22 protein-coding genes and 1 tRNA gene are annotated in these 23,294 nt (G+C 36.5%); 7 read left to right on the forward strand and 16 right to left on the reverse strand.

Features of this window, described 5'->3' with window-relative positions:
* The 5 genes from EKL96_RS00635 to ruvC form a co-directional block, all read right to left on the reverse strand.
* A complete protein-coding gene (locus EKL96_RS00635) occupies positions 1–372 on the reverse strand; it encodes an MmcQ/YjbR family DNA-binding protein (protein ID WP_126457498.1) in 372 nt (123 codons plus the stop codon).
* A gap of 20 nt (positions 373–392) precedes the next feature.
* Entirely contained in the window at positions 393–1,181 is a 789-nt protein-coding gene (locus tag EKL96_RS00640; protein ID WP_126457499.1) for a cyclase family protein, read from the reverse strand.
* A gap of 421 nt (positions 1,182–1,602) precedes the next feature.
* Entirely contained in the window at positions 1,603–2,730 is a 1,128-nt protein-coding gene (gene hemW / locus EKL96_RS00645; protein ID WP_126457500.1) for a radical SAM family heme chaperone HemW, read from the reverse strand.
* Between the two features lie 127 nt (positions 2,731–2,857).
* Positions 2,858–3,142: a four helix bundle protein gene (locus tag EKL96_RS00650; protein WP_126457501.1), complete on the reverse strand. Its 285-nt coding sequence runs from the start codon at positions 3,140–3,142 to the stop codon at positions 2,858–2,860.
* A gap of 105 nt (positions 3,143–3,247) precedes the next feature.
* Entirely contained in the window at positions 3,248–3,802 is a 555-nt protein-coding gene (ruvC, locus tag EKL96_RS00655) for a crossover junction endodeoxyribonuclease RuvC (protein WP_091203117.1), read from the reverse strand.
* A gap of 163 nt (positions 3,803–3,965) precedes the next feature.
* Between ruvC and EKL96_RS00660 the strand changes: the two genes are divergently transcribed.
* Together EKL96_RS00660 and EKL96_RS00665 are read left to right on the forward strand one after the other, a co-directional pair.
* On the forward strand, positions 3,966–4,952 hold the full coding sequence (locus tag EKL96_RS00660) for a lysylphosphatidylglycerol synthase domain-containing protein (protein ID WP_126457502.1): 987 nt from the start codon (positions 3,966–3,968) through the stop codon (positions 4,950–4,952).
* Between the two features lie 7 nt (positions 4,953–4,959).
* The gene (locus tag EKL96_RS00665) at positions 4,960–6,060 is read left to right on the forward strand and encodes a glycosyltransferase family 2 protein (RefSeq protein WP_126457503.1); all 1,101 of its coding nucleotides are present in this window, start codon (positions 4,960–4,962) and stop codon (positions 6,058–6,060) included.
* Between the two features lie 84 nt (positions 6,061–6,144).
* On the opposite strand, the gene EKL96_RS00670 is transcribed toward EKL96_RS00665, so the two are convergent.
* Positions 6,145–6,621: a hypothetical protein gene (locus EKL96_RS00670; RefSeq protein WP_126457504.1), complete on the reverse strand. Its 477-nt coding sequence runs from the start codon at positions 6,619–6,621 to the stop codon at positions 6,145–6,147.
* Between the two features lie 320 nt (positions 6,622–6,941).
* On the opposite strand from EKL96_RS00670, the gene EKL96_RS00675 reads away from it, so the two are divergent.
* Positions 6,942–7,442 carry a DUF456 domain-containing protein gene (locus EKL96_RS00675; RefSeq protein WP_126457505.1) on the forward strand — a complete coding sequence of 167 codons (501 nt, stop codon included), beginning with the start codon at positions 6,942–6,944 and terminating at the stop codon, positions 7,440–7,442.
* A gap of 337 nt (positions 7,443–7,779) precedes the next feature.
* Here EKL96_RS00675 and EKL96_RS00680 read toward each other — a convergent pair whose 3' ends face one another.
* The 10 genes from EKL96_RS00680 to dnaE all read right to left on the reverse strand — a co-directional run bounded on the left by EKL96_RS00680 (position 7,780) and on the right by dnaE (position 17,566).
* On the reverse strand, positions 7,780–8,205 hold the full coding sequence (locus tag EKL96_RS00680) for a hypothetical protein (protein ID WP_126457506.1): 426 nt from the start codon (positions 8,203–8,205) through the stop codon (positions 7,780–7,782).
* On the reverse strand, positions 8,205–8,708 hold the full coding sequence (locus EKL96_RS00685) for a transcriptional regulator (protein ID WP_158615208.1): 504 nt from the start codon (positions 8,706–8,708) through the stop codon (positions 8,205–8,207). Before EKL96_RS00685 ends, EKL96_RS00680 begins: the two co-directional genes overlap by 1 nt.
* A gap of 4 nt (positions 8,709–8,712) precedes the next feature.
* Entirely contained in the window at positions 8,713–9,282 is a 570-nt protein-coding gene (locus EKL96_RS00690) for a hypothetical protein (RefSeq protein ID WP_126457508.1), read from the reverse strand.
* 198 nt (positions 9,283–9,480) lie between these two features.
* Positions 9,481–9,657: a hypothetical protein gene (locus EKL96_RS14255; RefSeq protein WP_233579263.1), complete on the reverse strand. Its 177-nt coding sequence runs from the start codon at positions 9,655–9,657 to the stop codon at positions 9,481–9,483.
* A complete protein-coding gene (locus tag EKL96_RS14260; RefSeq protein WP_199739561.1) occupies positions 9,615–9,851 on the reverse strand; it encodes a hypothetical protein in 237 nt (78 codons plus the stop codon). Before EKL96_RS14260 ends, EKL96_RS14255 begins: the two co-directional genes overlap by 43 nt.
* A gap of 218 nt (positions 9,852–10,069) precedes the next feature.
* Positions 10,070–10,143 (reverse strand) — tRNA-Asp (locus tag EKL96_RS00700).
* 86 nt (positions 10,144–10,229) lie between these two features.
* Entirely contained in the window at positions 10,230–11,156 is a 927-nt protein-coding gene (locus tag EKL96_RS00705; RefSeq protein WP_126457509.1) for a DUF58 domain-containing protein, read from the reverse strand.
* Between the two features lie 163 nt (positions 11,157–11,319).
* Positions 11,320–11,637 (reverse strand): thioredoxin, encoded by a 318-nt coding sequence (trxA, locus tag EKL96_RS00710; RefSeq protein WP_126454285.1) that lies wholly within the window; start codon positions 11,635–11,637, stop codon positions 11,320–11,322.
* A gap of 352 nt (positions 11,638–11,989) precedes the next feature.
* A complete protein-coding gene (locus EKL96_RS00715; protein WP_126457510.1) occupies positions 11,990–12,853 on the reverse strand; it encodes an outer membrane beta-barrel protein in 864 nt (287 codons plus the stop codon).
* A gap of 177 nt (positions 12,854–13,030) precedes the next feature.
* Positions 13,031–17,566 (reverse strand): DNA polymerase III subunit alpha, encoded by a 4,536-nt coding sequence (gene dnaE, locus EKL96_RS00720; RefSeq protein ID WP_126457511.1) that lies wholly within the window; start codon positions 17,564–17,566, stop codon positions 13,031–13,033.
* Positions 17,567–18,205: 639 nt separating this feature from the next.
* Between dnaE and leuC the strand changes: the two genes are divergently transcribed.
* The 4 genes from leuC to leuB all read left to right on the forward strand — a co-directional run bounded on the left by leuC (position 18,206) and on the right by leuB (position 23,245).
* Positions 18,206–19,600 carry a 3-isopropylmalate dehydratase large subunit gene (gene leuC, locus EKL96_RS00725; protein WP_126457512.1) on the forward strand — a complete coding sequence of 465 codons (1,395 nt, stop codon included), beginning with the start codon at positions 18,206–18,208 and terminating at the stop codon, positions 19,598–19,600.
* A 180-nt stretch (positions 19,601–19,780) separates the two neighbouring features.
* Positions 19,781–20,377, forward strand: coding sequence for a 3-isopropylmalate dehydratase small subunit (gene leuD / locus EKL96_RS00730; RefSeq protein ID WP_126457513.1), 597 nt, complete (start codon positions 19,781–19,783; stop codon positions 20,375–20,377).
* A 129-nt stretch (positions 20,378–20,506) separates the two neighbouring features.
* Positions 20,507–22,087, forward strand: a complete 1,581-nt coding sequence (locus tag EKL96_RS00735) for an alpha-isopropylmalate synthase regulatory domain-containing protein (protein WP_231507411.1) — start codon at positions 20,507–20,509, stop codon at positions 22,085–22,087.
* Positions 22,088–22,183: 96 nt separating this feature from the next.
* The gene (gene leuB / locus EKL96_RS00740) at positions 22,184–23,245 is read left to right on the forward strand and encodes a 3-isopropylmalate dehydrogenase (RefSeq protein WP_126454295.1); all 1,062 of its coding nucleotides are present in this window, start codon (positions 22,184–22,186) and stop codon (positions 23,243–23,245) included.
* Positions 23,246–23,294: the final 49 nt, after the last annotated feature.

The following is a 23,294-nucleotide window of genomic DNA, read 5'->3' on the forward strand; positions in this document are numbered from 1 at the left end:
CTAATTGACTAATTCTTGAATTTCACTCTGCAATTTCTTTGTTAAACTTTTGAAAACCAAATCATAGGAATGATCCACCAACTCTTTGAGTAATGCATCCGCAACTGATTCATTTACAGCAACTGTATTCCAATGGGCTTTACTCATGTGAAAACCCGGTTGAATGTCAACGTATTCAGCGCGCAATTCCTGAGCACGCTCTGGATCACATTTTAAATTAACTGATGGCTGTCCTTTCTCCCACTGACTTAAAGAAGACAATGCAAACATTTTTCCACCCACTTTAAACACCAATGTATCTTCGTCAAAAGGAAAGTGTTCCGTTACTCCTTTTTTAGACAAGCAATATTCGTAGTACGTTTCCAGGTTCATCTCTTGAAATTATTTTTCATTCAATCATTTAAAATAGCGTACAAAACCGGCTTACTCGGACTCGCATCATTTTCAAAAGAGGCAATTTGTAAATTCAACAAATAACCACCATCTTTCACTTCATCAGCCACAAAAATCATCTCCGTAATCGTACAATTCAATCTGGCTTCTGCATTCAGATTGTTGACATCGGTCACATTCCAAAAAGCTTTGTGTGCCAATAATTTCCCTTCATCATGCTCTTTATCCACGCTGGGCAAATCAATTAGCAAGTGCTGAATCCCGCTTTCGCGAATGAAACGCGCAGCATCTTCATTTAGATAAGGCGGATTCGTATTCGAATATTTTAAAGATTTTTTTATTTTAAAATTAGGAAGTGTTCTGATAATTAAGGCTTCTTTTGGAACACCTAATTTCAGTATCACATCGAGCGCAGTCGAGATGTTATCCAGTGTAATCACTAAATCTCCTCCTTGCATTTCCGGGACAACCGAAATCAACTCAGCTAAAAAAATAAACTGTTTCAAAGATTGATTAACACTGTAAAATTCACGTGTAATATGTCCCAAACATTCCGTATGCGTTCCGTGTCCGTGTGGATTGAAGAAAATATTATTGAAATTAGTAGACGACTTTCCTTCCGAAACTTTCCCTATCCAATCCCCAAAAATAACGGGTTCAATGACTGGTTTCTCGATATACCAAGCAATTGGATTCTCGTCTGTATTTGTTAATGGAATCGAAATATCAATGGGTTTTGATAAATCGACTTCAATGGATTGGTTGTTATGTTGGATTGTTGCTAACATTTACGCTGAATTTATTTCAGCATCTCATCTGGAGATACTTTATAAGTTCAAATATAAATCTTTTAATTCAGGATTTAAAAATTTTGCAACATTCCATTTCCAGTCTTTATGCCAATTTTTAAGTTGTTTTTCTCTTTTAAAGATAGCACTTAAGTAGCAAGAAAGATATATTGTCGCAATTATTAAAATACGACATTAAATTTTAGTCATCACTTAAATCCTCAAAATCTTCCAAATAGATTAAAATTGTAGCATTCTATTTTTTTGTAAAAACTGCGCCGGTACCATTTCTATGACAATCAATTCTGTTTTTTAAATTTTTTGTGGCACCCACCTACAAAACAGTACTGTTTTTATTCGTCAAAATATATGTAAATCCTTTTTCCATACAAAATCAATTAAAATTCAATAGATCCTGAAACTAGTTCACGATAAATAAATCTGAAGCAATTCCATCTGTCAAAAACTTTCCTTTTTTGGTTGGCTTTAAAATCCCATTTTCAATAAAAAGCAAATCATCATCAAGAAATTTTCGAGATTGATTGTTCAAATATTCCAAATATCCACTTCCGAATTCGCTTTCAATTCTATCCAATGAAACACCCCAAATCGTTCGCAAGCCCGTCATAACATATTCATTATATCGGTCCATAACAGAAAGAATTTCGATTTCATTGGGTATTTTACCCTCTTGAATGGATTTTAAATACAGCGCATTATTCGACACATTCCAACTTCTGGAAACACCATCATAACTGTGTGCTGAAGGACCAATTCCAATGTATTTTTTTCCTAACCAATATGCCGAATTGTTTCTGGAAAAATAAGTTGACTTCCCAAAATTAGATAATTCATAATGAATAAAAGCATTGGCTTCGAGCGTTTGTACCAAAATAGCAAAATGTTCTTGTGCCACTTCATCTTTGGGAGCGGCAATTTTTCCTGTTTGTATCAGTTTATTCAACGCTGTTTTAGGCTCTACCGTCAAAGTATAACTCGAAATATGCGGAATCCCAAAACTCAATGCTGTTTCAATGTTTTGTTTCCATTTCTCATCGCTCATTCCCGGAATTCCGTATATTAGGTCGAGAGAAATGTTGTCAAAATACTGAGTAGCAACTTCTAAACATTTTCTGGCTTCCGCCGAATTATGAGCTCGGTTCATCAATTGTAAATCGTCTTCAAAGAACGACTGAATCCCAATACTTAGCCGATTAATTTTGCTTTTAGATAATTCGATTATTCGTTCACTTGACAAATCATCTGGATTGGCTTCCAGTGTAATTTCAGGATTATCTGAAACAGAATAGTATTTGTACACTTCCGCAATCAGGAAATTAATTTCTGCTGAAGTTAAAACACTTGGCGTTCCTCCGCCAAAATAAATGGTTTCGACAATTTCGTTTTTAAATTCGCTTTTGCGCATTTGAATTTCTTTGGCAATAGCCAAAACCATTTCTTCTTTCTTCTTCATCGATGTTGAAAAATGAAAATCGCAGTAATGACACGCCTGCTTGCAAAAAGGGATATGGATGTAGATTCCGCTCATTTAGTAGTGTTCAGTTTTAAGAAAGTGGTCAGTGGTCAGATTTTTAGTGTTCAGCCTTAAGAAAGTGTTCAGTGAGCAGTTATTTAGTAATCATATATGTACTGAATACTAAAAAACTGAACACTAATCACTCCTTTTTAACTCCAAACTTTTCAGAGATAAATTCCTGATAAATAGCTTCAGAAATATATTTACAAGACACAGAAAACTCTAACCACACTTGTGTTTCTGAATTTTCTCCATCAGAATCGGTCAACTTACTATAAAAATGTTTAGGGTAAATCCTCTTTCTATAGGCTTCGGCAATAGTTGCAGGAACACTCCTTGAAGAACGCCGAATTTGATCCGTTAATGAATAGGTTTCTTCCTTTGGAAATGATTTTTTATAGGCTAATAAATCTTGGAATCTCATATGATACAATTTAAAAAACAGAATACTCTTACTTAATTAAAACTGCTGAAAACTGACTACTCATCCCAGTCCAACACAACTGAACACTAAAGCACTGAACACTGATCACTTTTTTATTCGTTCTTCGTTTTGTTTCACAAAAGCATCCCAACCGGTATAACTTTTCTCTCCCACCACTTTCCCAGAATTGAAAAAATGACAAACCGCAGCTGCTAATCCATCTGTACTGTCAAGATTTTTAGGCAATTCTTTTAATCCTAAAAGTTGCTGTAGCATTTTGGCAACTTGTTCTTTGCTGGCGTTTCCATTTCCGGTAATCGCCATTTTTATTTTCTTAGGTTCGTACTCCGTAATGGGAATGTCTCTCGAAAGTCCCGCTGCCATAGCCACGCCTTGCGCGCGTCCTAACTTTAGCATCGATTGTACGTTTTTACCAAAGAAAGGCGCTTCAATCGCAATTTCGTCTGGATTGTGGGTATCGATTAACTCAATGGTGCGTTCAAAAATGATTTTGAGTTTTTGATAATGATTGTCGTATTTGGACAATTGCAATTCGTTCAGTTGCAAAAACTCCATTTTTTTATTGACAATTTTTATCAATCCAAAACCCATAATCGTCGTTCCGGGGTCAATTCCTAATATGATGCGCTCGTTTGCCAAAAGTTTTAGTTTTTTATTACACAAAGATACTCAAAGGGAACACAGAGGTACACAAAGATTAATTTTACAATCGACCAAACAAAAAACTTTGCACTGCTTAGTAATTTCTTTGTGAATCTTTGTGAAATAGCTTTTTCAAAATACTTTTTCTTTTCTTTGCGGTATGATTACAATTCCACACAAAACTAAGCAATTCCTCGTACTTCTAATCAAAGTTTTGATTGTGGGCGGTGCGTTTTATTTTATTTACAATCAATTGGCTAATAATGACAAACTGGATTGGCAGAAATTCATCGTTTTATTCCAGAAAAATCAGTCTATTGGCGGAATCGCCTTTATTTTACTACTGAGTGTTTTAAATCGGTTTTTTGAAATTTTGAAATGGCAAAACTTAGTTGAATTCATTCATGAAATCTCAGTAGGAACAGCAACCAAACAAGTTCTTGGCGCATTAACCGCTGGACTTTTTACACCCAATGGAGTTGGAGAATATGCCGGGAAAGCGTTTTTTTTTGATAAATTAAACACTAAAAAAGTCATATTCTTAAATCTGATCTGCAACGGAATCCAAATGATATTGACCGTTATTTTTGGAGTTTTCGGATTGCTATTTTTTAATGCGCAGTACCATGTGATTACCACAAAAACAGTAGCGTTACTTTTTGGATTTCTGATACTTCTCTTCATTGTTTTATTTTCGGCCAAAAAAATTACTATCAAAGGGTATTCGATCGAAAAACTGATCCATAAGATTAATGAAATTCCAAAACCCATTCATCAAAAAAATATCTTTTTGGGTATTTGTCGCTATCTTGTTTTCTCGCACCAATACTACTTTTTGTTTCTGGCTTTTGATGTTGATTTGCCTTATTTTACCCTAATTGCCACCATTTCCTCTGTTTATTTCTTAGCTTCTTCCTTGCCTACTTTTCAATTTTTAGACTTTGCCGTAAAAGGAAGTGTTGCGGTTTATTTCTTTGGGATTTTAGGTGTAAATGAATGGATTGTTATTTTCATTTCGACTTTAATGTGGTTTTTGAATGTGGTTTTACCCGTAATAATTGGCACTTATTATGTGTTGAACTTTAAAATCCTCTCTCCTCCCGGAGCTTCGGGACTCCCTAAAGGTGAGAGAGATAAAACTTATTAAAATAATTATGATTACAAATATTTTATTTTTGGTACTTTTGATTTATGCCGTTTTTATTGGACTTTTGATTTATGGTCTCATTAAAGTGAGTACAATTGATTATATTGGCTTACAGCCAAAAACAAAATTCTCAATTATCGTTCCTTTTCGGAATGAAGCTGAAAATTTACCCATTCTATTAGACAGTTTGTCGAAGCTGAATTATCCGATGGAATTGTTCGAAGTGATTTTGGTCGATGATGAATCGGAAGAAGTGTTCAGTGTCCCGTGCTCATTGTTCCGTGTTCGGATAATAAAGAACATTCGGATTTCAAACTCACCCAAGAAAGATGCAATTGTAAATGCGATGCAAATTGTAAATGCAGACTGGATTATCACCACCGATGCCGATTGTGTAGTTGATAAAAACTGGTTATTGACCTTGGACAATTACATTCAGCTCCATGATGTGGCGATGATTGCCGGGGCAGTAACGTATGATTGTGGCAATTCATTTTTGCATCATTTTCAGCAATTGGATTTGGCGAGTTTACAAGGCGCAACCATTGGGAGTTTTGGTATTAACAAAGGATTTATGTGCAATGGCGCCAACTTTGCGTACACGAAATCCTTTTTCCAAAAACTGAATGGCTTCGAAGGAAATGACAGCATTGCCAGTGGCGACGATGTGTTCCTGTTGCAAAAAGCGATTGCAAAATCCCCTGAAAAGGTGCATTATCTAAAATCTCGAAATACTATTGTCACCACAAGGCCATTGAACAATTGGAAATCATTATTCCATCAGCGCGTTCGCTGGGCCTCTAAAACAAGTTCGTATCAAAGTACTTTCGGGAAAGGATTGGGACTGTTAGTATTTGCGGGGAATTTGTGTTTGGTGATAGGCGCTGGGTGTTGGGTGTTGGGCGTTATTCCGTTTCTAAATATAGTTTTACTGTTCCTTTTAAAATTTCTTGTTGATGCTGTTTTGATATACGAAACCAACTCTTTTTTAACCAAAACCAAAATACGTTATTTGATTTTGAGCAGTTTGTTTTATCCTTTTTTTAGTACAAGCGTGGCTTTGTATTCTGTGTTTGGAAAATACGAATGGAAAGGCAGAAGATTTTAGAATCCTGATCCGAGCCAAAAAGTAAATACTAACGTAATCTGAAATCAAAAATAGCTACTCTTCATTCGAAAATCCTTTTAAGAACTACTCTACTTTGAGAATCACCGGAAGAATAAATTGTATTTTTACGGGAATACCGCGCTTTATAGCTGGGTTAATTTTTGGAAAATCAACTAAACGAACTTTAAGAATACTGTCAATTTTGATTTTGTCATAAGCCACGGAATCTTTGGGAAACTGCGGCTCAAATTGCATCGTTGCATTTGGAAAAACCGTGACCTTAACTTCAATCGTATCCAGTTCCGGATAAAGAATTGCAAGGGTATCCACACTCAATTTCTCCTGAATCAGCTGGGTTAAAACATCAAAAAAACACTGTTGGCGTTGCTTTTTATCTTCTATTTTTTCACAATCTACTACTGATGGGTATTCATCGACTTCTTTCCAGTTGATGGATTTCAGTTCCTTTTGCAACAATTCTTTTTCCGAGGGAATTTGCTTGTCTAAGTATTGACAGGAATTAAAAAATATAAATACTAAAAAAAGGTAATTCTGCTTCAAGGTTTTGTGTTTGAATTGGACTAATATTCTATAAAAATACAATTATTTTTTTTGAGATGCTTTCGAAAGCAAATAATCTTCGTAGTTTTCAGCAAACCATTTCTTTTTGATCGCAGCGGCAATTTCTTTTTGATCGGAATACGAAGCCACCAATCGATCTGGAAGAACAGCAGTTTGGATTGTATATTTATAAAATTCCTCCTAATTCAATACCGAGTTTGGGTCTGATTTTTTATCGAAAAAATCAAAAAAAGCGCATCAAACTCTTTCAAATAAAAATTCAATACTTTTGAGTGTTCAAAATTAGTAAAAATAAATTTATGGATGTACTGCTTTTGGTTCTTGGTTTTATGTGTATGATTTTAGGCGTTTTGGGTAGTTTTTTACCGGTTCTGCCCGGACCTGGCATCAGTTGGGTTGGATTGGCATTACTGTATTTCACAAATGCTGTTCCGGTAAATTATTGGATTTTAGGAATTACTTTATTGATCACCGTGATCCTATCGGTTTTAGATTACGTGATTCCGGCAAAGGGAACTAAGCGATTTGGCGGAAGCTCCTATGGTATTTGGGGCACTAACATCGGATTGATCGTGGGGATTCTTGCTCCTGTCCCTTTTGGATTCATTATCGGCCCTTTTGTTGGTGCGTTGATAGGTGAACTTATTTATGATTTTAAAGACCATAATCGAGCTTTGAGAGCGGCTACAGGTTCCTTTATAGGGTTTCTGGCATCCAGCTTTATGAAATTTGTGGTTTGCGTGATGTATTTAGGATTGTTTGTGTGGATTGTCTGGAATTATAAATCTGAGTTATTTTAAGGGAAATACGAAATGAAAGGCATGTATGCTAACCCACTGAACTCCCAAACCTGCTACATTTAAATCAAAAAAGCTATCCACAAAGTGGAAAGCTTTTCATTGGTCTAACTACTAAACCCGCTACGAGTTACAAATTCGCAGCAAACAACACAACTAACGTTAAAAACCTTTTAGGGGCAAAAAAGCCTTTCTGTTACGAAAGGCTTTCCCCAATATTGCGGTCTGGACGGGACTAATCTATGTGTTTTGTTATCAGTGATCTAAGTTGTTTTACTTTTTTATGTTTCCGAATTGTATGTCTATTTTATTGATTTAATAATGGCTATATCTTTTTGTTTTAATCAAAAACTACATCTTCATCAATTATTTCTGCAACATTCGTTGTGGGTAAAATATACTGATTAAAGGGTGTGTCTTCTGTTTTAGAGTGTAAAACTCCTCTAGTTGTACCAATTGTAAGCATTGCCATATGAGCGACAAAATTTTTTGGAAAAATCATTTTACCTTCCTTGGCAAAACTTTTCCATGCGGAATTATCAATTTGAAAAAAACAACTTACCTGAATACTCATAAATGGTTTTTGCTTCATTTCAAAAGTAAATTTCGTTGTAACTGAAAATCTTTTGTCATCCGAATTTAAGCCAAAAGTTAAGTTGGTATTCAGTTTAATTTTACCTTTTTCAGAATGATTTTCTGGAAATAAAGCAAACTGCTCAGTTTTTATCTGAATTAAGCTGAAACTAATTTTATTATTATCTTCCATTACATTGCCTTTTCTAAAGGTTGAAAAGTTGTTTGATTTAATATGTTATAAACAACTTTCATATTTGAACCTTCTTTTTTCTTAAAATTACTCAATGGTTTACTATATGAATTGCCAGTTGAAGCCAAATCTTCCGACCAACTTTCTTGAATTGCTTTTATATTTTCTGCTTTAATTTCAATTTCATTTACTGGCTTGTAATCAATAATTTCCATCAAGACAATTCCTAATGCGGTTTCTAACTTATCAACCGTTTCAAAAGTCATGTTTTCTTGGCCTTTGACAATTTTATTCACATGCTGTGCAGAAACGTTCATTTTTTCTGCTAAATCTTTTTGTGACCAACCTTTGTCTTTTAATGCTTCAAGAACATTAACTGCTACTTTTGCTGATTGATCTAATCTTTTTTTGTTGGTTTTATAATGGTCCAACTTTGCAAGAAAATTAGATGGTTCATTACTTACTAATTTTGCAAATTTTTCTAATCTTTCGTTTTGTGTCATGGCTTTAAATTTCAAACGTTTCAAAATCATCTTGGTCTAGAATTCCTTCTTCTTTTAGATAATTTCTAACGTCATTCAATTTTAGTAATTCTTTTTGTAAATGTGGTCTGTCATTCATCGTGCCTACGAGCTTTATTGCTCCTCCGGTAACTATGAATGTATTAGGTGCTATTCTAATGGCGTATATACGTAACCATTTCTTCTGGCTGTTTGTTTTGGCTTTTTCTTGTTGAAGTTCTTTTTGAGAATAGTCACCGTCTCGTAACGGTTTAAAAGCTAATGATAATGTTTCGTCATTACTTTTTGTTCCAGAAATTGCCAATTCTTTGAGTCTTTCAAATAAAAATAAGGCTTCATCCCTTGTGTATGAAATTGCTTGTTGAATGCTGATAGTTTTTCCATAATAACCACTATTCAAATCGTTTTGATGCAAAGTGAAAAAATCGTGTAAATATTGAGGGTCTAATAACCATTGGTCGATACATTTAGTTGCTTCATCTTCTGGTTCTCCTGGAAGGTGAATAGAAAATAATCCCTGCTTATTTTCTTGGGCAAATATAGGAACTATTTTCATAAAATCAACTTATAGGTTTATTTTTTAGCAAAATTATATGATTTTACAATACTATGGAAACTTAGTTATTAACATAAAATCTTGTTTCTTCCTCAATTACATCTTATGTTATTCGCAAAGACTTTAAAAACAATAGGTTGTAGGCTATTTGTAACATCCTCTTTGTTTTCCTAAAAAGGTTATTTATTTCTATCTGCTTTACCCGATCATAGCATTCTCACTGATTTTTTCTATTATGCTGATTACTTTATGAGCATCGCCATCATCAAAAACCCCTAATAAACCATTGTCATTTGCATTTGTAAATGGTGATTCAAAGAGCATACTAGGCTCTATGGTGCCGTTTTTAGTAAGGTACGAAATGATGTTTTGAATAAAGGTTTTTGGTCTGCTCTTAAGTTTCCATTGCTTAGAAAGTCTGCAAAAGCATCTTGTGCTGCTTTTACATCTAGACCAATAATACTTCTAATGAATATGCCAAGTGGTTCTTGTCCGTACTCCTTAACAAAATCCTCTCTTGTACCTCTTTCCACGCCATCAAAAAGTAAATCTTCTAATAGGATGCACACCTAAAAGTGAGCCTTTTTCCTCCTGAGATTGAGAAATTTTAGCCGTTAAGAAACAGCCATTAAATCAAAAAAGCTATCCACAAAGTGGAAAGCTTTTCATTGGTCTAACTACTAAACCCGCTACGAGTTACAAATTCGCAGCAAACAACACAACTAACGTTAAAAACCTTTTAGGGGCAAAAAAGCCTTTCTGTTACGAAAGGCTTTCCCCAATATTGCGGTCTGGACGGGACTCGAACCCGCGACCCCATGCGTGACAGGCATGTATTCTAACCAACTGAACTACCAAACCTCTGCGTTATTGCGGTGGCAAAGATACAATAGATTTCCGTTTACGCAAGTGTTTTTTGAAAAAATAATTGATAAAAAACCGTACTATCACCCAAAGTTTTGTTTTTCAACCAAGTACGTCAGTACTATTTTTTCAAAACTTTCATTCACACTCACCGGAATGTACTTTATTCGGTTTTGAGAGCACGTTAAAGCCAACTTCTTGAAGTACATTTCTACTTGTTTTTCATATTCCTCCTTCACATTATCGGCAAAAACTGCTACTTCCTCTCCTGTTTCTATATCAATAAACTTTCGCGGGGCGTTATCAAAGTCAAAATTAAGCTCTGTTTTATTGTCAACAACATGAAACAAAACCACTTTATGCTTGTTGTGTTTCAAATGTTGTAAGGCATCAAACAGCGCTTTTTCATTACCGGATTGAAACATATCGGTAAATACAATAATCATCGAACGGCGGTGGATTTTCTCGGCTATTTGATGCAAGAAAGTAATTGCATCCGTACTTTTAGTAGTCGCAGATTTCTCTAAAAGTCCTTCAAGCGCATTCAAAATCATTCGATGGTGGCGATCACTGCCTTTTTCAGGCGCGTAGTACTCGTAACTGTCCGAAAACACACTTAGCCCCACAGCATCACGTTGCTTCTTCAAGAGATTCATTAATACTGCCGAAGCCAAAACTGAAAAACCAATCTTATTCTCAAAAAAATTCTGATTCTCTTTCAATTTCGGATAATGCATCGATGAGGAATTATCAATGATAATATGACACCGCAAATTTGTCTCTTCTTCAAATCGCTTGACGTACAAGCGTTCCGTTTTGGCAAACAGCTTCCAATCAATATGTTTGGTACTTTCGCCTGCGTTATACACTTTATGCTCCGCAAATTCAGCCGAAAATCCATGAAACGGACTTTTATGCATTCCAGAAATAAACCCTTCCACCACTTGATGCGCCAGCAATTCCAGATGCTGGAAACTAGAAATTTTCTCTATTTGCGATTCGATCTTCATATCCCAAATATATTAAAAGATTGAACGATTTAAAAATTAAACTATTACAGAAACTCAATTTAGGAACTGAAATAAATTCAGCTTAAACAAAAAAAAGGCTTGACTCTCGCCAAACCTTTTCTCTGAATCCAGTACAGATCCTATATAAATCATAATCTACTGATTACAACAATGCGTCTAAACTATCCGCGTAGGTTTGCTTTGGAGCAACTCCTACTTGCTTTCCTACTACTTCTCCGTTGTGAAAAACCAAAACAGTTGGTATATTTCTTACTCCGTATTTGGCAGCAAATTCTTGATTTGCATCCACATCTACTTTTCCTATCACTACTTTTCCTTCGTATTCCGTACTCAATTCATCAATGATTGGTCCTACCATTCTACACGGCCCACACCAAGCAGCCCAAAAGTCCACCATTACCGGTTTGTCAGATTTCAAAACCAATTCTTCAAAATTCGCGTCTGTTATTGCTAATGCCATACTATTTTATTTAAAGTTTATCGTTTGAATTTTTAAAATTCAAAACTAGAATACAAATTTAGAAATTAAAAACTAATCAAACACTATTCCTGAATTAGTTTTGACTATTAACACATTGCCAATTCTTATTCAACACATTCAGTGTACCTCCATTTATTACTTATTTGGAGCTATTTCCTGCTGTACGCTGTATTCCAGATTAACAAAAACTACGGCTAAAAAAGCCTTGTTTTTCTAAATCGGGAGATGCCGCTCCCATCAGGGCTAGGGGTTTCCTGAAAACTAGAATATTTATTCCTAAAAAAAGACCGTCATTTCAGATAGTCTTTTTAAAAAATCTAACTTTTTGTGTTTATAAACTGTATTTTACTCCAAGTGTTAATCCCAATCCGCTGATTCCAACATAAGAACTCAGCTCATCCGTAGGTCTGGAAGTATCCACGGTATTAAACTGAGCGTTATTAGAGTTACTGTCTAAACGGTCTGAATAATTCGAATGTATCTGAGATATTGTACGCGTATTCAATCGATCTACTCCATTAACCGTAAATTCCGTTGTTTCTTTATCTTTTCCATGAACAGTAAAGTTACGGTATTCCAATTCTGCAAAAGCCGAAAGGTTTTTGGCCAATTTATACGAAGTCCCTAACGCCGCTTGAAAACCTACTGTAGGATTTGGCTTGATGACATCCTTGCTAAATACATTTACACCAGCGCCAGCAACGGCATTTGTTTCAATCGTCAAATCCCCGTGAACAGGCACAATTACCCCAACTTTAGAGTAGGTTTCAAATCCTTTTACTTCTCCCAGAAAAAACACAAGTGCAGGAGCTAAATCAAAAGCTCTAATTTGCCCAACGGATCGCAGTGTTGTAGCGCCATCATCGACTCTTTTGACCATTGTTTTATCCGTACTATTATAATAATTGATTCCCATTTCCAGACCCAAACGATCCGTAAAACGGTATCCAACACTGCCAGATGTGCGAAAACCTTCTCCAAAAGACCCCGTAACACTCTCCTCTGAAACTAAATCGCCTCCTACATAAACTGTACTTAGTGCAGACTGGCCTCCAACAGTAGGGAATTCAGTTGCGGCTGTCTGAAGAAAATAGGATCCTCCTAATTTAAAATACCAACTTTCCTTTTTTTCCGTTTGCCCTATCACAATCATAGAACAAAACATAAATCCAAATAAAAATAAATTCTTTTTCATGATTATTGTTGTTTAATTCACACAAACATAATGTAAATTTACCCAACGATTCCGGGCTTTTTAGGCCGTAAAAAGCGCAAACAACAGTTCTGTCAAACGCCAAGCTAAATTTTTACTGTGCGCGCATAATTTTAACAAAAACAACACTAAAAAAAATTAAATTTAACTGTTAAAAAATCAGTTTAACTTAAAATTAATTTGCATTTTTTCCAGTTCAACCAACAATTCATTTGAAATTTTCACTTTCAATTTTCTGCTTGGCATGGTCAGTTTAGTCACTACTTTTATTTCTTCTACTTCAGTTGCCGTACTAATTTCGGGATTTCCTGATTCTAGAGAATCGGTTTCCTCATTTTCGTCTACAAAAACGGCTTCTTCATTTTCCGGAAGTACCACTACATTTTCTACTAATCGCTTTATTTTTTCCAACTCCATAATTTCAAAAGCTACAGTATTATCGCCTTTGTTTTCTTGAAAAATATGATTTAACTTATGGATAAATTCCGCCTCTAAATCATTAATATTCAACAGTAAAATTAGCTTTTTAGCAAATGTAGTCAGCACATCCTGCAGGTATTGCACCAGCACAAATTGTAATCTTGGATCCCCTTTTTTTCCAGTATCCCGATCCGTCCAGCCTTCCTTGACCATTACTTTCATGAACGTAAAATTATTCTGAATCAGAAAATGGCGAAACTTCAAATACTCCTCCCCAAAAATCCGAAACTCATAACTTTCATCGTACCCTTCTAATGTAAATATGCCCCAGCCTTTTCCGTTTTTGGCAACACGATGTTGTACATTATTGATAATCCCCCCAAAAGTCAAATTTTTACTGACATGCAATTCCATGTTCTTGAGTGCTTCTAACTTGGCATTGCAAAAATATTTCATTTCAAATTTGTAATCGTCCAGCGGATGCCCAGAAATATAAATCCCCACCACTTCCTTTTCTTTGGCTAATTTTTCCATTGTGCTCCAATCCTCACAAGGCGGAACAACAGGTTCTTCAATTTGCACATCACTACTTTCTCCAAACAAACTTACTTGAGCTGAATTTTCATTTTCCTGAAATTTAGCTCCGTACCGAATTGCTTTTTCGTAAAAGGTAATTCCATCGCCATCATCATGAAAATATTGTGCTCTAGTAGTTCCTAAAAACGAATCGAAACCACCCGCCAAAACCAGATTCTCCAATGCTTTTTTATTGGCCGCACGCAAATCAATCCGTTTGGTCAAATCAAAAATAGATTTGTATTTTCCGTCTTTTCTATTTTCCACAATCGTAGCCACAGCGCCAGAACCTACACCTTTTACAGCTCCCATCCCAAACCGAACCGCATAATCATCGTTTACCGTAAATTTATAAAACGATTCATTCACATCCGGTCCTAAAACCTGTAATCCCATGCGTTTGCATTCTTCCATAAAGAAAGAAACTTGCTTGATATCACTCATGTTATTGGACAAAACCGCAGCCATATATTCAGCCGGATAATTCGCCTTCAAAAATGCCGTTTGGTAGGCAATCCAGGCATAACAAGTCGAGTGTGATTTATTAAACGCATATTCTGCAAAGGCTTCCCAGTCTTTCCAGATTTTCTCCAGTTTATCTTCAGGATGCCCTTTGGCCGCAGCCTGACTGATAAATTTAGGTTTCATTTTATCCAAAACATCCTTTTGTTTTTTTCCCATCGCTTTACGCAAAACATCCGCATCCCCCTTTGAGAAATCCGCTAGTTTCTGGGACAAAAGCATTACTTGTTCTTGGTAAACGGTAATTCCGTAGGTGTCTTTTAGTAATTCTTCGCAGGCGTCAAGGTCATAAATAATTTCCTCTTCACCGTTTTTTCGCTTGACGAAACTTGGAATATAGGCAATTGGCCCCGGACGATACAAGGCATTCATGGCAATCAAATCGGGAAATACTGTAGGCTTTAATTCCTTCATGTATTTTTGCATTCCCGGACTCTCATATTGAAAAATTCCTACAGTTTCTCCACGCTGGAAAAGCTCGTAGGTTTTCAAATCATCAATAGGAAACTCATCCGGGTTCAGGTCAATTCCAGTTCTGTATTTTACTAATTTAACCGTATCTTTTATCAGAGTAAGGGTTTTCAAACCCAAAAAGTCCATCTTTAACAAACCGGCACTTTCCACCACCGAGTTATCAAACTGGGTCACATACAAATCCGAATCTTTGGCGGTTGCTACAGGAACAAAATCAGTAATATCACTTGGCGTAATAATGACACCACAGGCGTGAATTCCTGTATTTCTAAGATTCCCTTCTAAAACTTTGGCTTGCTGAATGGTTTCTCCGCCCAAATCATCTTCATTAGCAAGTCCTATTAATTCCTTTATTTTATCATACTCTTCGGGACGAACGGCCTTCTTAATTACATCGTCCTTTTCATTTAAAAAACGAGCTAAATTCCACTTAGAAGGCATCATTCCCGGAATCAATTTGGCTATTTTATCGGCTTCAAACAAAGGTAAATCCAACACACGAGCAGTATCTCGAATCGCTGATTTGGTAGCCATTTTACCATACGTGATAATTTGCGCCACCTGTTTCGAACCGTATTTACGGATCACATAATCCATTACGCTACTGCGTCCTTCATCATCAAAATCGATATCAATATCGGGCAAAGACACCCGATCCGGATTCAGGAAACGCTCAAAAAGCAGGTTGTACATCAAGGGGTCAATATTGGTAATCTTCAAACAATACGCCACCACCGATCCCGCCGCAGAACCCCTTCCCGGCCCTACAGAAACGCCCATGCTTCTCGCCTCAGCAATTAAATCCTGCACAATCAGGAAATATCCTGGATATCCTGAATTAGATATCGTCAACAATTCAAAATCAAGTCGTTCTTGAATTTCTTCGGTCATTACGGGATATCGTCTTGTTGCTCCTTCAAAAGTAAGGTGCCTCAAATACGCATTTTCTCCTCGTACCCCGCCATCAACAGCATCTTCCGGATTATTAAATTCAATCGGAATTTCAAATTTTGGCAATAAAACTTCCCGTGCCAAATCGAAAATTTCAATTTTATCCACAATCTCCGAAATATTTGAAATTGCTTCGGGCAAATTTGCAAAAAGTTGTTTCATTTCGTCTCCCGACTTGAAATAATATTCCTGATTGGGCAATCCGTACCGATACCCTCGACCACGACCAATAGGCGTGGTTTGCTTTTCGCCATCACGCACACAAAGCAAAATATCGTGCGCATTCGAATTTTCCTTATCTATATAAAAGGTATTGTTTGTCGCTATAATCTTGACCTCATGCTTTCTGGCCAATGAAATCAAAGACGCATTCACCCGATTTTCATCTTCCTGATTATGACGCATCACCTCAATGTAAAAATCTTCCTTGAATTCGTTTTTCCACCAAAGCAAAGCTTCTTCAGCTTGGTTTTCACCAATATTTAAAATCTTATTTGGAATTTCACCATAAAGATTTCCGGATAAAACAATAATATCTTCTTTGAATTCCTGGATGACTTTCCTATCGATTCTTGGCACATAATAAAAACCTTCGGTATACGCAATGGAAGACATTTTAGCCAAATTATGGTACCCTTTTTTGGTCTTCGCCAAAAGTACTATCTGGTAACCATTGTCTTTAATTTTTTTGTTTTTATGGTCCTCACATACAAAAAATTCACAACCTACAATAGGTTTCATCGGAACTTCAGTAGGTTCATCCCCATTTTCAATCGCCTCTTTATTCTTGGCTTCAGCCACTTTATTATGATATAAAATATCGCGGACAAAATGAAAAGCACCCATCAAATTCGCATGATCGGTCATGGCAACTGCCGGCATTTTTTGTTGTGCCGCCGCTTTTACCAATGCTGCAATACTGATCGTCGATTGCAATACCGAAAACTGCGTATGATTATGCAAATGCACGAAAGGCGCATCAATAAGTACTTTTTTATTCTCTGAAAGTTCTGCTTTCGAAACTGTCGGCGCTTGTTTTTCGCCAAACTGCTGACGAATTTTATCGGACGCTTCCTTTAGATTAATATGTTTTAAACCTATGAGTTTAATCTCACTTGGATTCTTGCTTTGAAAATCTTGAAAATAACTGCCCGGAACGTCGAGCTCCTCTTTTGTAAAAACATCACGACGAACTAACTCTAAGAAACAACGCGTCGTTGCCTCCACATCGGCAGTGGCGTTGTGCGCTTCACCGAAAGGTTTATTAAAAAGATACGAATGCAATTCCGTTAGCGTAGGCAGTTTAAATTTACCGCCACGGCCACCTGGTAATTTTAATAACGAAGCCGTAACTTCTGTACAAGTATCCAGAATTGGCATCGAGCTCATTTGGCTCTCCACTCCCATTCTGTAAAATTCGCACCCCATAATATTGATATCAAAACCTAAATTCTGACCCACTATAAATTTAGCTTTGCCTAAAACAGCATTGAACTTTTCTAGCACTTCTGCCAACGAAATCCCATCGGCTTCCGCCAATTCTGTAGAAATACCGTGAATTCGTTCGGCATCAAACGGAATATTAAACCCTTCGGGCTTGATCAAATAATCCTGATGCTCAATCAGTTTACCCATATCGTCGTGCAACTGCCACGCGATTTGAATACATCGTGGCCAGTTATCCGTATCTGAAATGGGTGCGCCCCAACGTTTTGGTAATCCTGTGGTTTCGGTATCGAATATTAAGTACATAGCTGGATTTGAAGAGTTTGTGATTTTAAAAAATCGCGAAAAATGAATTTCAAATTTAGTTTTTTTAGAGTAGAATAGAAGTAAATTATCAACAAAAAACAAAATTATTTTCCAAGGCTATTCTCCTATTAAAACTACGATCACTTTCAACAAATCAGTTTGATTGCATCTTATTAAAAGATAAAAAGACGACATATTGCTTTTTTGGATGTCGTAGTATTTCATCAAAAAAAAACAATGAAATACCGCTAAAAAAAATGTTGTTTACTACGAAAACCATTTTAAAAAACAACTGTCACAAAAGTGAATTAGTGAATTTAAAATTAAAAAAAAGTTACTTTTCATACCATTTAATTAAATATTCGTAAATATAACTGCATTTAAGAAGCCTAATTTAACGATTCAATAAACATCAAAAAACTCAACAAATTGATTTTTTATTAGATCTAAATAAAAAAGTACCGTACAAAAAAAAAGTAAAAAGACAAAAATCAACAAAGAAATATCCGAATGGGATTTTGGGTATCGTATATAATGGAATATTGATACGTAAAGCCTTGATTGTTTTTTTAGCTTTGTCTTTATTGTTATCATCGTAGCCTTTTGGGCTATAAACAAAACACATTAAAACATATTAAAATGAGTACTACATTATTTGACAAAGTATGGGATTCGCACGTGGTGCGCAAAATTAAAGACGGACCAGACGTATTTTTTATTGACCGTCATTTCATCCATGAAGTTACTAGTCCTGTAGCTTTTTTAGGTTTAAAAGAACGAGGCATTTCAGTATTATACCCAGAGCGCACTTTTGCTACTGCAGATCACAACACACCAACTATAAATCAACATTTACCGGTTGAAGACGCATTGTCTGCCAATCAACTCAAAGCATTAGAAGAAAACGCTGCTGAATACGGCATTAGCCATTGGGGTTTAGGAAATCAAAAAAATGGAATTGTTCATGTGGTGGGTCCTGAAAACGGAATTACCTTACCCGGAGCAACCATTGTTTGTGGTGATTCACATACATCAACTCACGGAGCTTTTGGCGCCATCGCTTTCGGAATTGGGACGTCTGAGGTTGAGATGGTACTTTCTACCCAATGCATTATGCAACCTAAACCTAAAAAAATGCGCATTAATGTTGCCGGTAATCTTCACTTTGGGGTTACTCCCAAAGATGTGGCACTTTATATTATATCTAAATTATCGACTTCAGGGGCTACCGGCTATTTTGTGGAATATGCAGGTGAAGTTTTTGAACACATGACCATGGAAGGCCGTATGACCGTTTGTAATTTAAGTATCGAAATGGGTGCTCGTGGCGGAATGATCGCTCCAGACCAAACTACTTTTGATTATTTAGAAGGACGTTTGTATACTCCAAAAGGGGATGCTTGGAATAAAGCAGTAGCCTATTGGAAAACATTGAAAACAGATACTGATGCCAAATTTGATGAAGAAATCAACTTTGAAGCATCGGATATTGAACCTATGATTACCTACGGAACAAACCCAGGAATGGGACTGGGAATTTCTAAAAGCATTCCAAACTCAAAAGACGTTGCCGAAGGAGAAGAAACATATGCAAAATCTTTAGGATACATGGGATTTCATCAAGGAGAAGCCATGATTGGAAAACAAATTGATTACGTTTTCTTAGGAAGTTGTACCAATGGTCGAATTGAAGATTTCAGAGCTTTTGCCTCCATTGTAAAAGGACGCCAAAAAGCGGATAATGTTACCGCTTGGCTGGTTCCAGGATCACATGTCGTAGAAGCACAAATTAAAGAAGAAGGAATTCTTGAGGTATTAACCCAAGCTGGTTTTGTTTTGCGTCAGCCAGGATGTTCCGCTTGTTTAGCAATGAATGACGACAAAGTTCCTGCCGGAAAATATGCGGTAAGTACTTCCAACAGAAACTTTGAAGGACGTCAAGGACCTGGCTCAAGAACGTTGTTAGCAAGTCCGTTTATGGCTGCTGCTGCCGCTGTAACTGGAGTTTTGACAGATCCTAGAGAACTTCTTTAAAAGAATTCAGATTGAAGATTAACGATTTTTGATTGCAGATTTCGTTAGTGTCAAAATCCAATTTGAATTTTTAAAATCCAGATTAAAATAGTAAAAAAATAAAAATAGTAGCGATTAAAGATTTATTTTCAAAACAGGAAATCAAAAATCTAAAATCGTTAATCAAAAATCAAAAATCAAATGGCTTACGATAAATTTAATATTCTTACCAGTAGCGCAGTTCCGCTTTCTATCGAAAATGTAGATACGGATCAAATTATTCCTGCTCGATTTCTAAAAGCAACCGAACGTGTTGGTTTTGGCGACAACCTTTTCCGTGACTGGAGATACAATAATGACGGAACTCCGAAAGCTGATTTTGTACTGAATAATCCAATCTACAGCGGAAAAATTCTTGTTGGAGGCAGAAATTTTGGTTCAGGTTCCTCAAGAGAACACGCTGCTTGGGCGGTTTACGATTATGGTTTTAGATGTGTGGTCTCTAGTTTTTTTGCTGATATTTTTAGAAATAACTGCCTGAATGTTGGCGTCTTACCAGTTCAGGTTAGTGCTGGATTTGCAGAAAAAATATTTAAAACTATCGAAGAAGATCCAAAAACGGAACTAGAAATTAATCTTCCAGAACAAACCATTACCATTAAAGCAACTGGCGAAAAAGAATTTTTTGATATTTCGGGTTATAAAAAAGACAATATGATCAATGGTTTTGACGATATTGATTATTTGCAAAATATAAAATCAGAAGTGGTGGAATTTGCCAATCAACTTCCTTACTAAACATAATCCGAAAAGGTATTGGCTAAAGATTTTCTTTGGGTTCTCCCCGAAGCAACTGTTTTTAGTTTTTGATAAAAACAAGATATCCCGATTTCTGATTCATGAAATCGAAATCGAATCCCATTTATAATGAAAAAAAGAAAAATTGAAATAATGGATACGACGCTCCGTGATGGTGAACAAACCTCCGGAGTCTCCTTTTCTGCTGCAGAAAAATTAACCATTGCACAATTATTACTGGAAGAGCTTCATATTGACCGAATCGAAGTTGCTTCGGCTCGTGTAAGCGAGGGTGAATTTCAAGGAGTAAAAGGAATTATGGCTTGGGCCGAAACAAAAGGATACAGCAGCCGAATTGAAGTTTTAACCTTTGTAGACGGGGGACTTTCTATTGAATGGATGAAAAATACCGGAGCTAAAGTTCAGAATTTACTAACCAAAGGATCGCTCAACCACTTAACCCACCAGTTAAAAAAAACACCCGAACAACATTTTTCTGAAATTGCGCAAGCCATAGCCTTAGCTCAGGAAAATAATATTGAAACCAATGTATATCTGGAAGATTGGAGTAACGGAATGCGTAATTCCCCTGAATATGTATTTCAATATTTAGACTTTCTAACTAAGCAACCGGTCAAAAGAATCTTATTACCGGACACTTTAGGGGTTTTAATCCCTTCTGAAACTTTTGAATTTATTGCAAAAATTATAACGAAATACCCTGATACTCATTTTGATTTTCATGCGCACAACGACTACGATTTAAGTATCGCCAATGTAATGGAAGCCGTAAAAGCTGGTATTCAAGGGCTTCACGTAACTGTTAATGGGATGGGAGAACGGGCTGGAAATGCACCCCTTGAAAGCACTGTTGCGGTAATCAATGATTTCTTACCCGAAATAGAAATTGGCGTAAAAGAATCTTCGTTATATTCTGTTAGCAAATTAGTAGAAACGTTTACCGGATACAGAATCCCTGCAAACAAACCTATTGTGGGCGACAATGTATTTACACAAACTGCTGGTATTCATGCCGATGGTGACAATAAAAACAACCTGTATTTTAACGATTTACTACCGGAGCGTTTTGGAAGAAAAAGAAAGTATGCCCTTGGTAAAACCTCTGGAAAAGCCAATATCGAGAAAAATCTTCAAGAATTAGGCCTTCAATTAAACCCTGAGGATTTAAAGTTAGTTACCCAAAGAATCATTGAATTAGGAGATAAAAAAGAAACCGTTACTAAAGAAGACTTACCCTATATTATCTCTGATGTTTTGGACAGCCAAACCTATCAGGAAAAAATTGTTGTTGAGTCCTATATATTATCTCATGCAAAAGGCATGCGTCCATCGACTACTTTATCTTTAAAAATAGATGGTGAAATCATTGAAGAGCACGCACAAGGAGACGGACAATTTGATGCTTTCATGAATGCATTGGCAAAAATATATAAAAGCAAAAACTTAGAATTGCCAAAACTGATTGATTATGCCGTACGAATTCCACCAGGAAGCAGTTCTGACGCCTTATGCGAAACCATAATCACCTGGACAAATAATGAAAAAGAATTCAAAACCAGAGGGCTGGACTCTGACCAAACAGTTGCCGCAATTATAGCAACCCAAAAAATGCTGAACGTAATCCCAGCCCCAGCCCTCCACGAAGGCGAGGGAGCCAAGCCGAAATTGGAGCTTGAAAATTTGAAATAAAATTAAAGAAATACAACACAAACTACAAACCCAATCCTTCAACACCCAGTCTCCCTTTCCTTTGGAGGGAGCTGGGAGGAGGAAAACACAATTAATATGAAATTAAAAATAGCCCTTTTAGCCGGAGACGGAATTGGACCAGAAGTAATCCATGAAGCCGTAAAAGTTTCGGATGCGATCGCTAAAAAATTCAACCATGAAATCATCTGGACTCCTGCACTTACAGGAGCTTGTGCCATTGACGCCGTAGGAGTTCCTTATCCTGATGAGACTCACGAAATTTGTATGGCTGCTGATGCTGTTTTATTTGGAGCCATTGGACATCCAAAATACGATAATGATCCAAGCGCTCCGGTTCGTCCAGAACAAGGTTTGTTATTAATGCGTAAAAAACTAGGGCTGTTTGCTAATGTTCGCCCAACATTTACATTCCCCTCTTTGATTGACAATTCTCCTTTAAAAAGAGAGCGTATTGAAGGAACTGATTTAATCTTTTTAAGGGAACTTACCGGCGGAATTTATTTTGGAGAAAAGGGAAGAAAAGACGGTGGTGAAACAGCGTTTGACACTTGTACCTATACCAGATCAGAGGTAAAACGTTTAGCTAAAAAAGGTTTTGAACTAGCAATGACTCGTACTAAAAAACTATGTTGTGTAGACAAAGCCAACGTAATGGAAACTTCTCGTTTGTGGAGAGAAACCGTACAAGCAATGGAAAAAGACTATCCCGAAGTTACGGTAAGTTATGAATTTGTGGATGCCGTAGCGATGCGTTTAGTACAATGGCCAAATTCATATGATGTCTTGATTACAGAAAATTTATTTGGAGATATTTTGACTGATGAAGCTTCAGTGATATCCGGATCAATGGGATTAATGCCTTCTGCATCCGTTGGAGAACATACTTCATTGTACGAACCCATTCACGGATCCTATCCACAGGCCACAGGCCTAAATATTGCCAATCCATTAGCGACCGTATTATCTGCTGCAATGATGTTTGAAGATGCCTTCGGCTTAAAAGAAGAAGCGGCTGCGATTAGAGCTGTAGTCAACAAATCACTCGAACAAGGAATTGTAACTGAAGATTTAGTTGCTAAAGGGGCTAAGGCATACAAAACTAGCGAAGTAGGTGACTGGTTAGTTGCTAATTTATAAAATCCAACCCCCCTTTCCTCTGGGAGAGGGCTGGGGTGAGGAAACAAAA

Origin of the sequence: Flavobacterium sp. LS1R10, assembly GCF_003968825.1 — a bacterium.
GTDB lineage: Bacteria > Bacteroidota > Bacteroidia > Flavobacteriales > Flavobacteriaceae > Flavobacterium.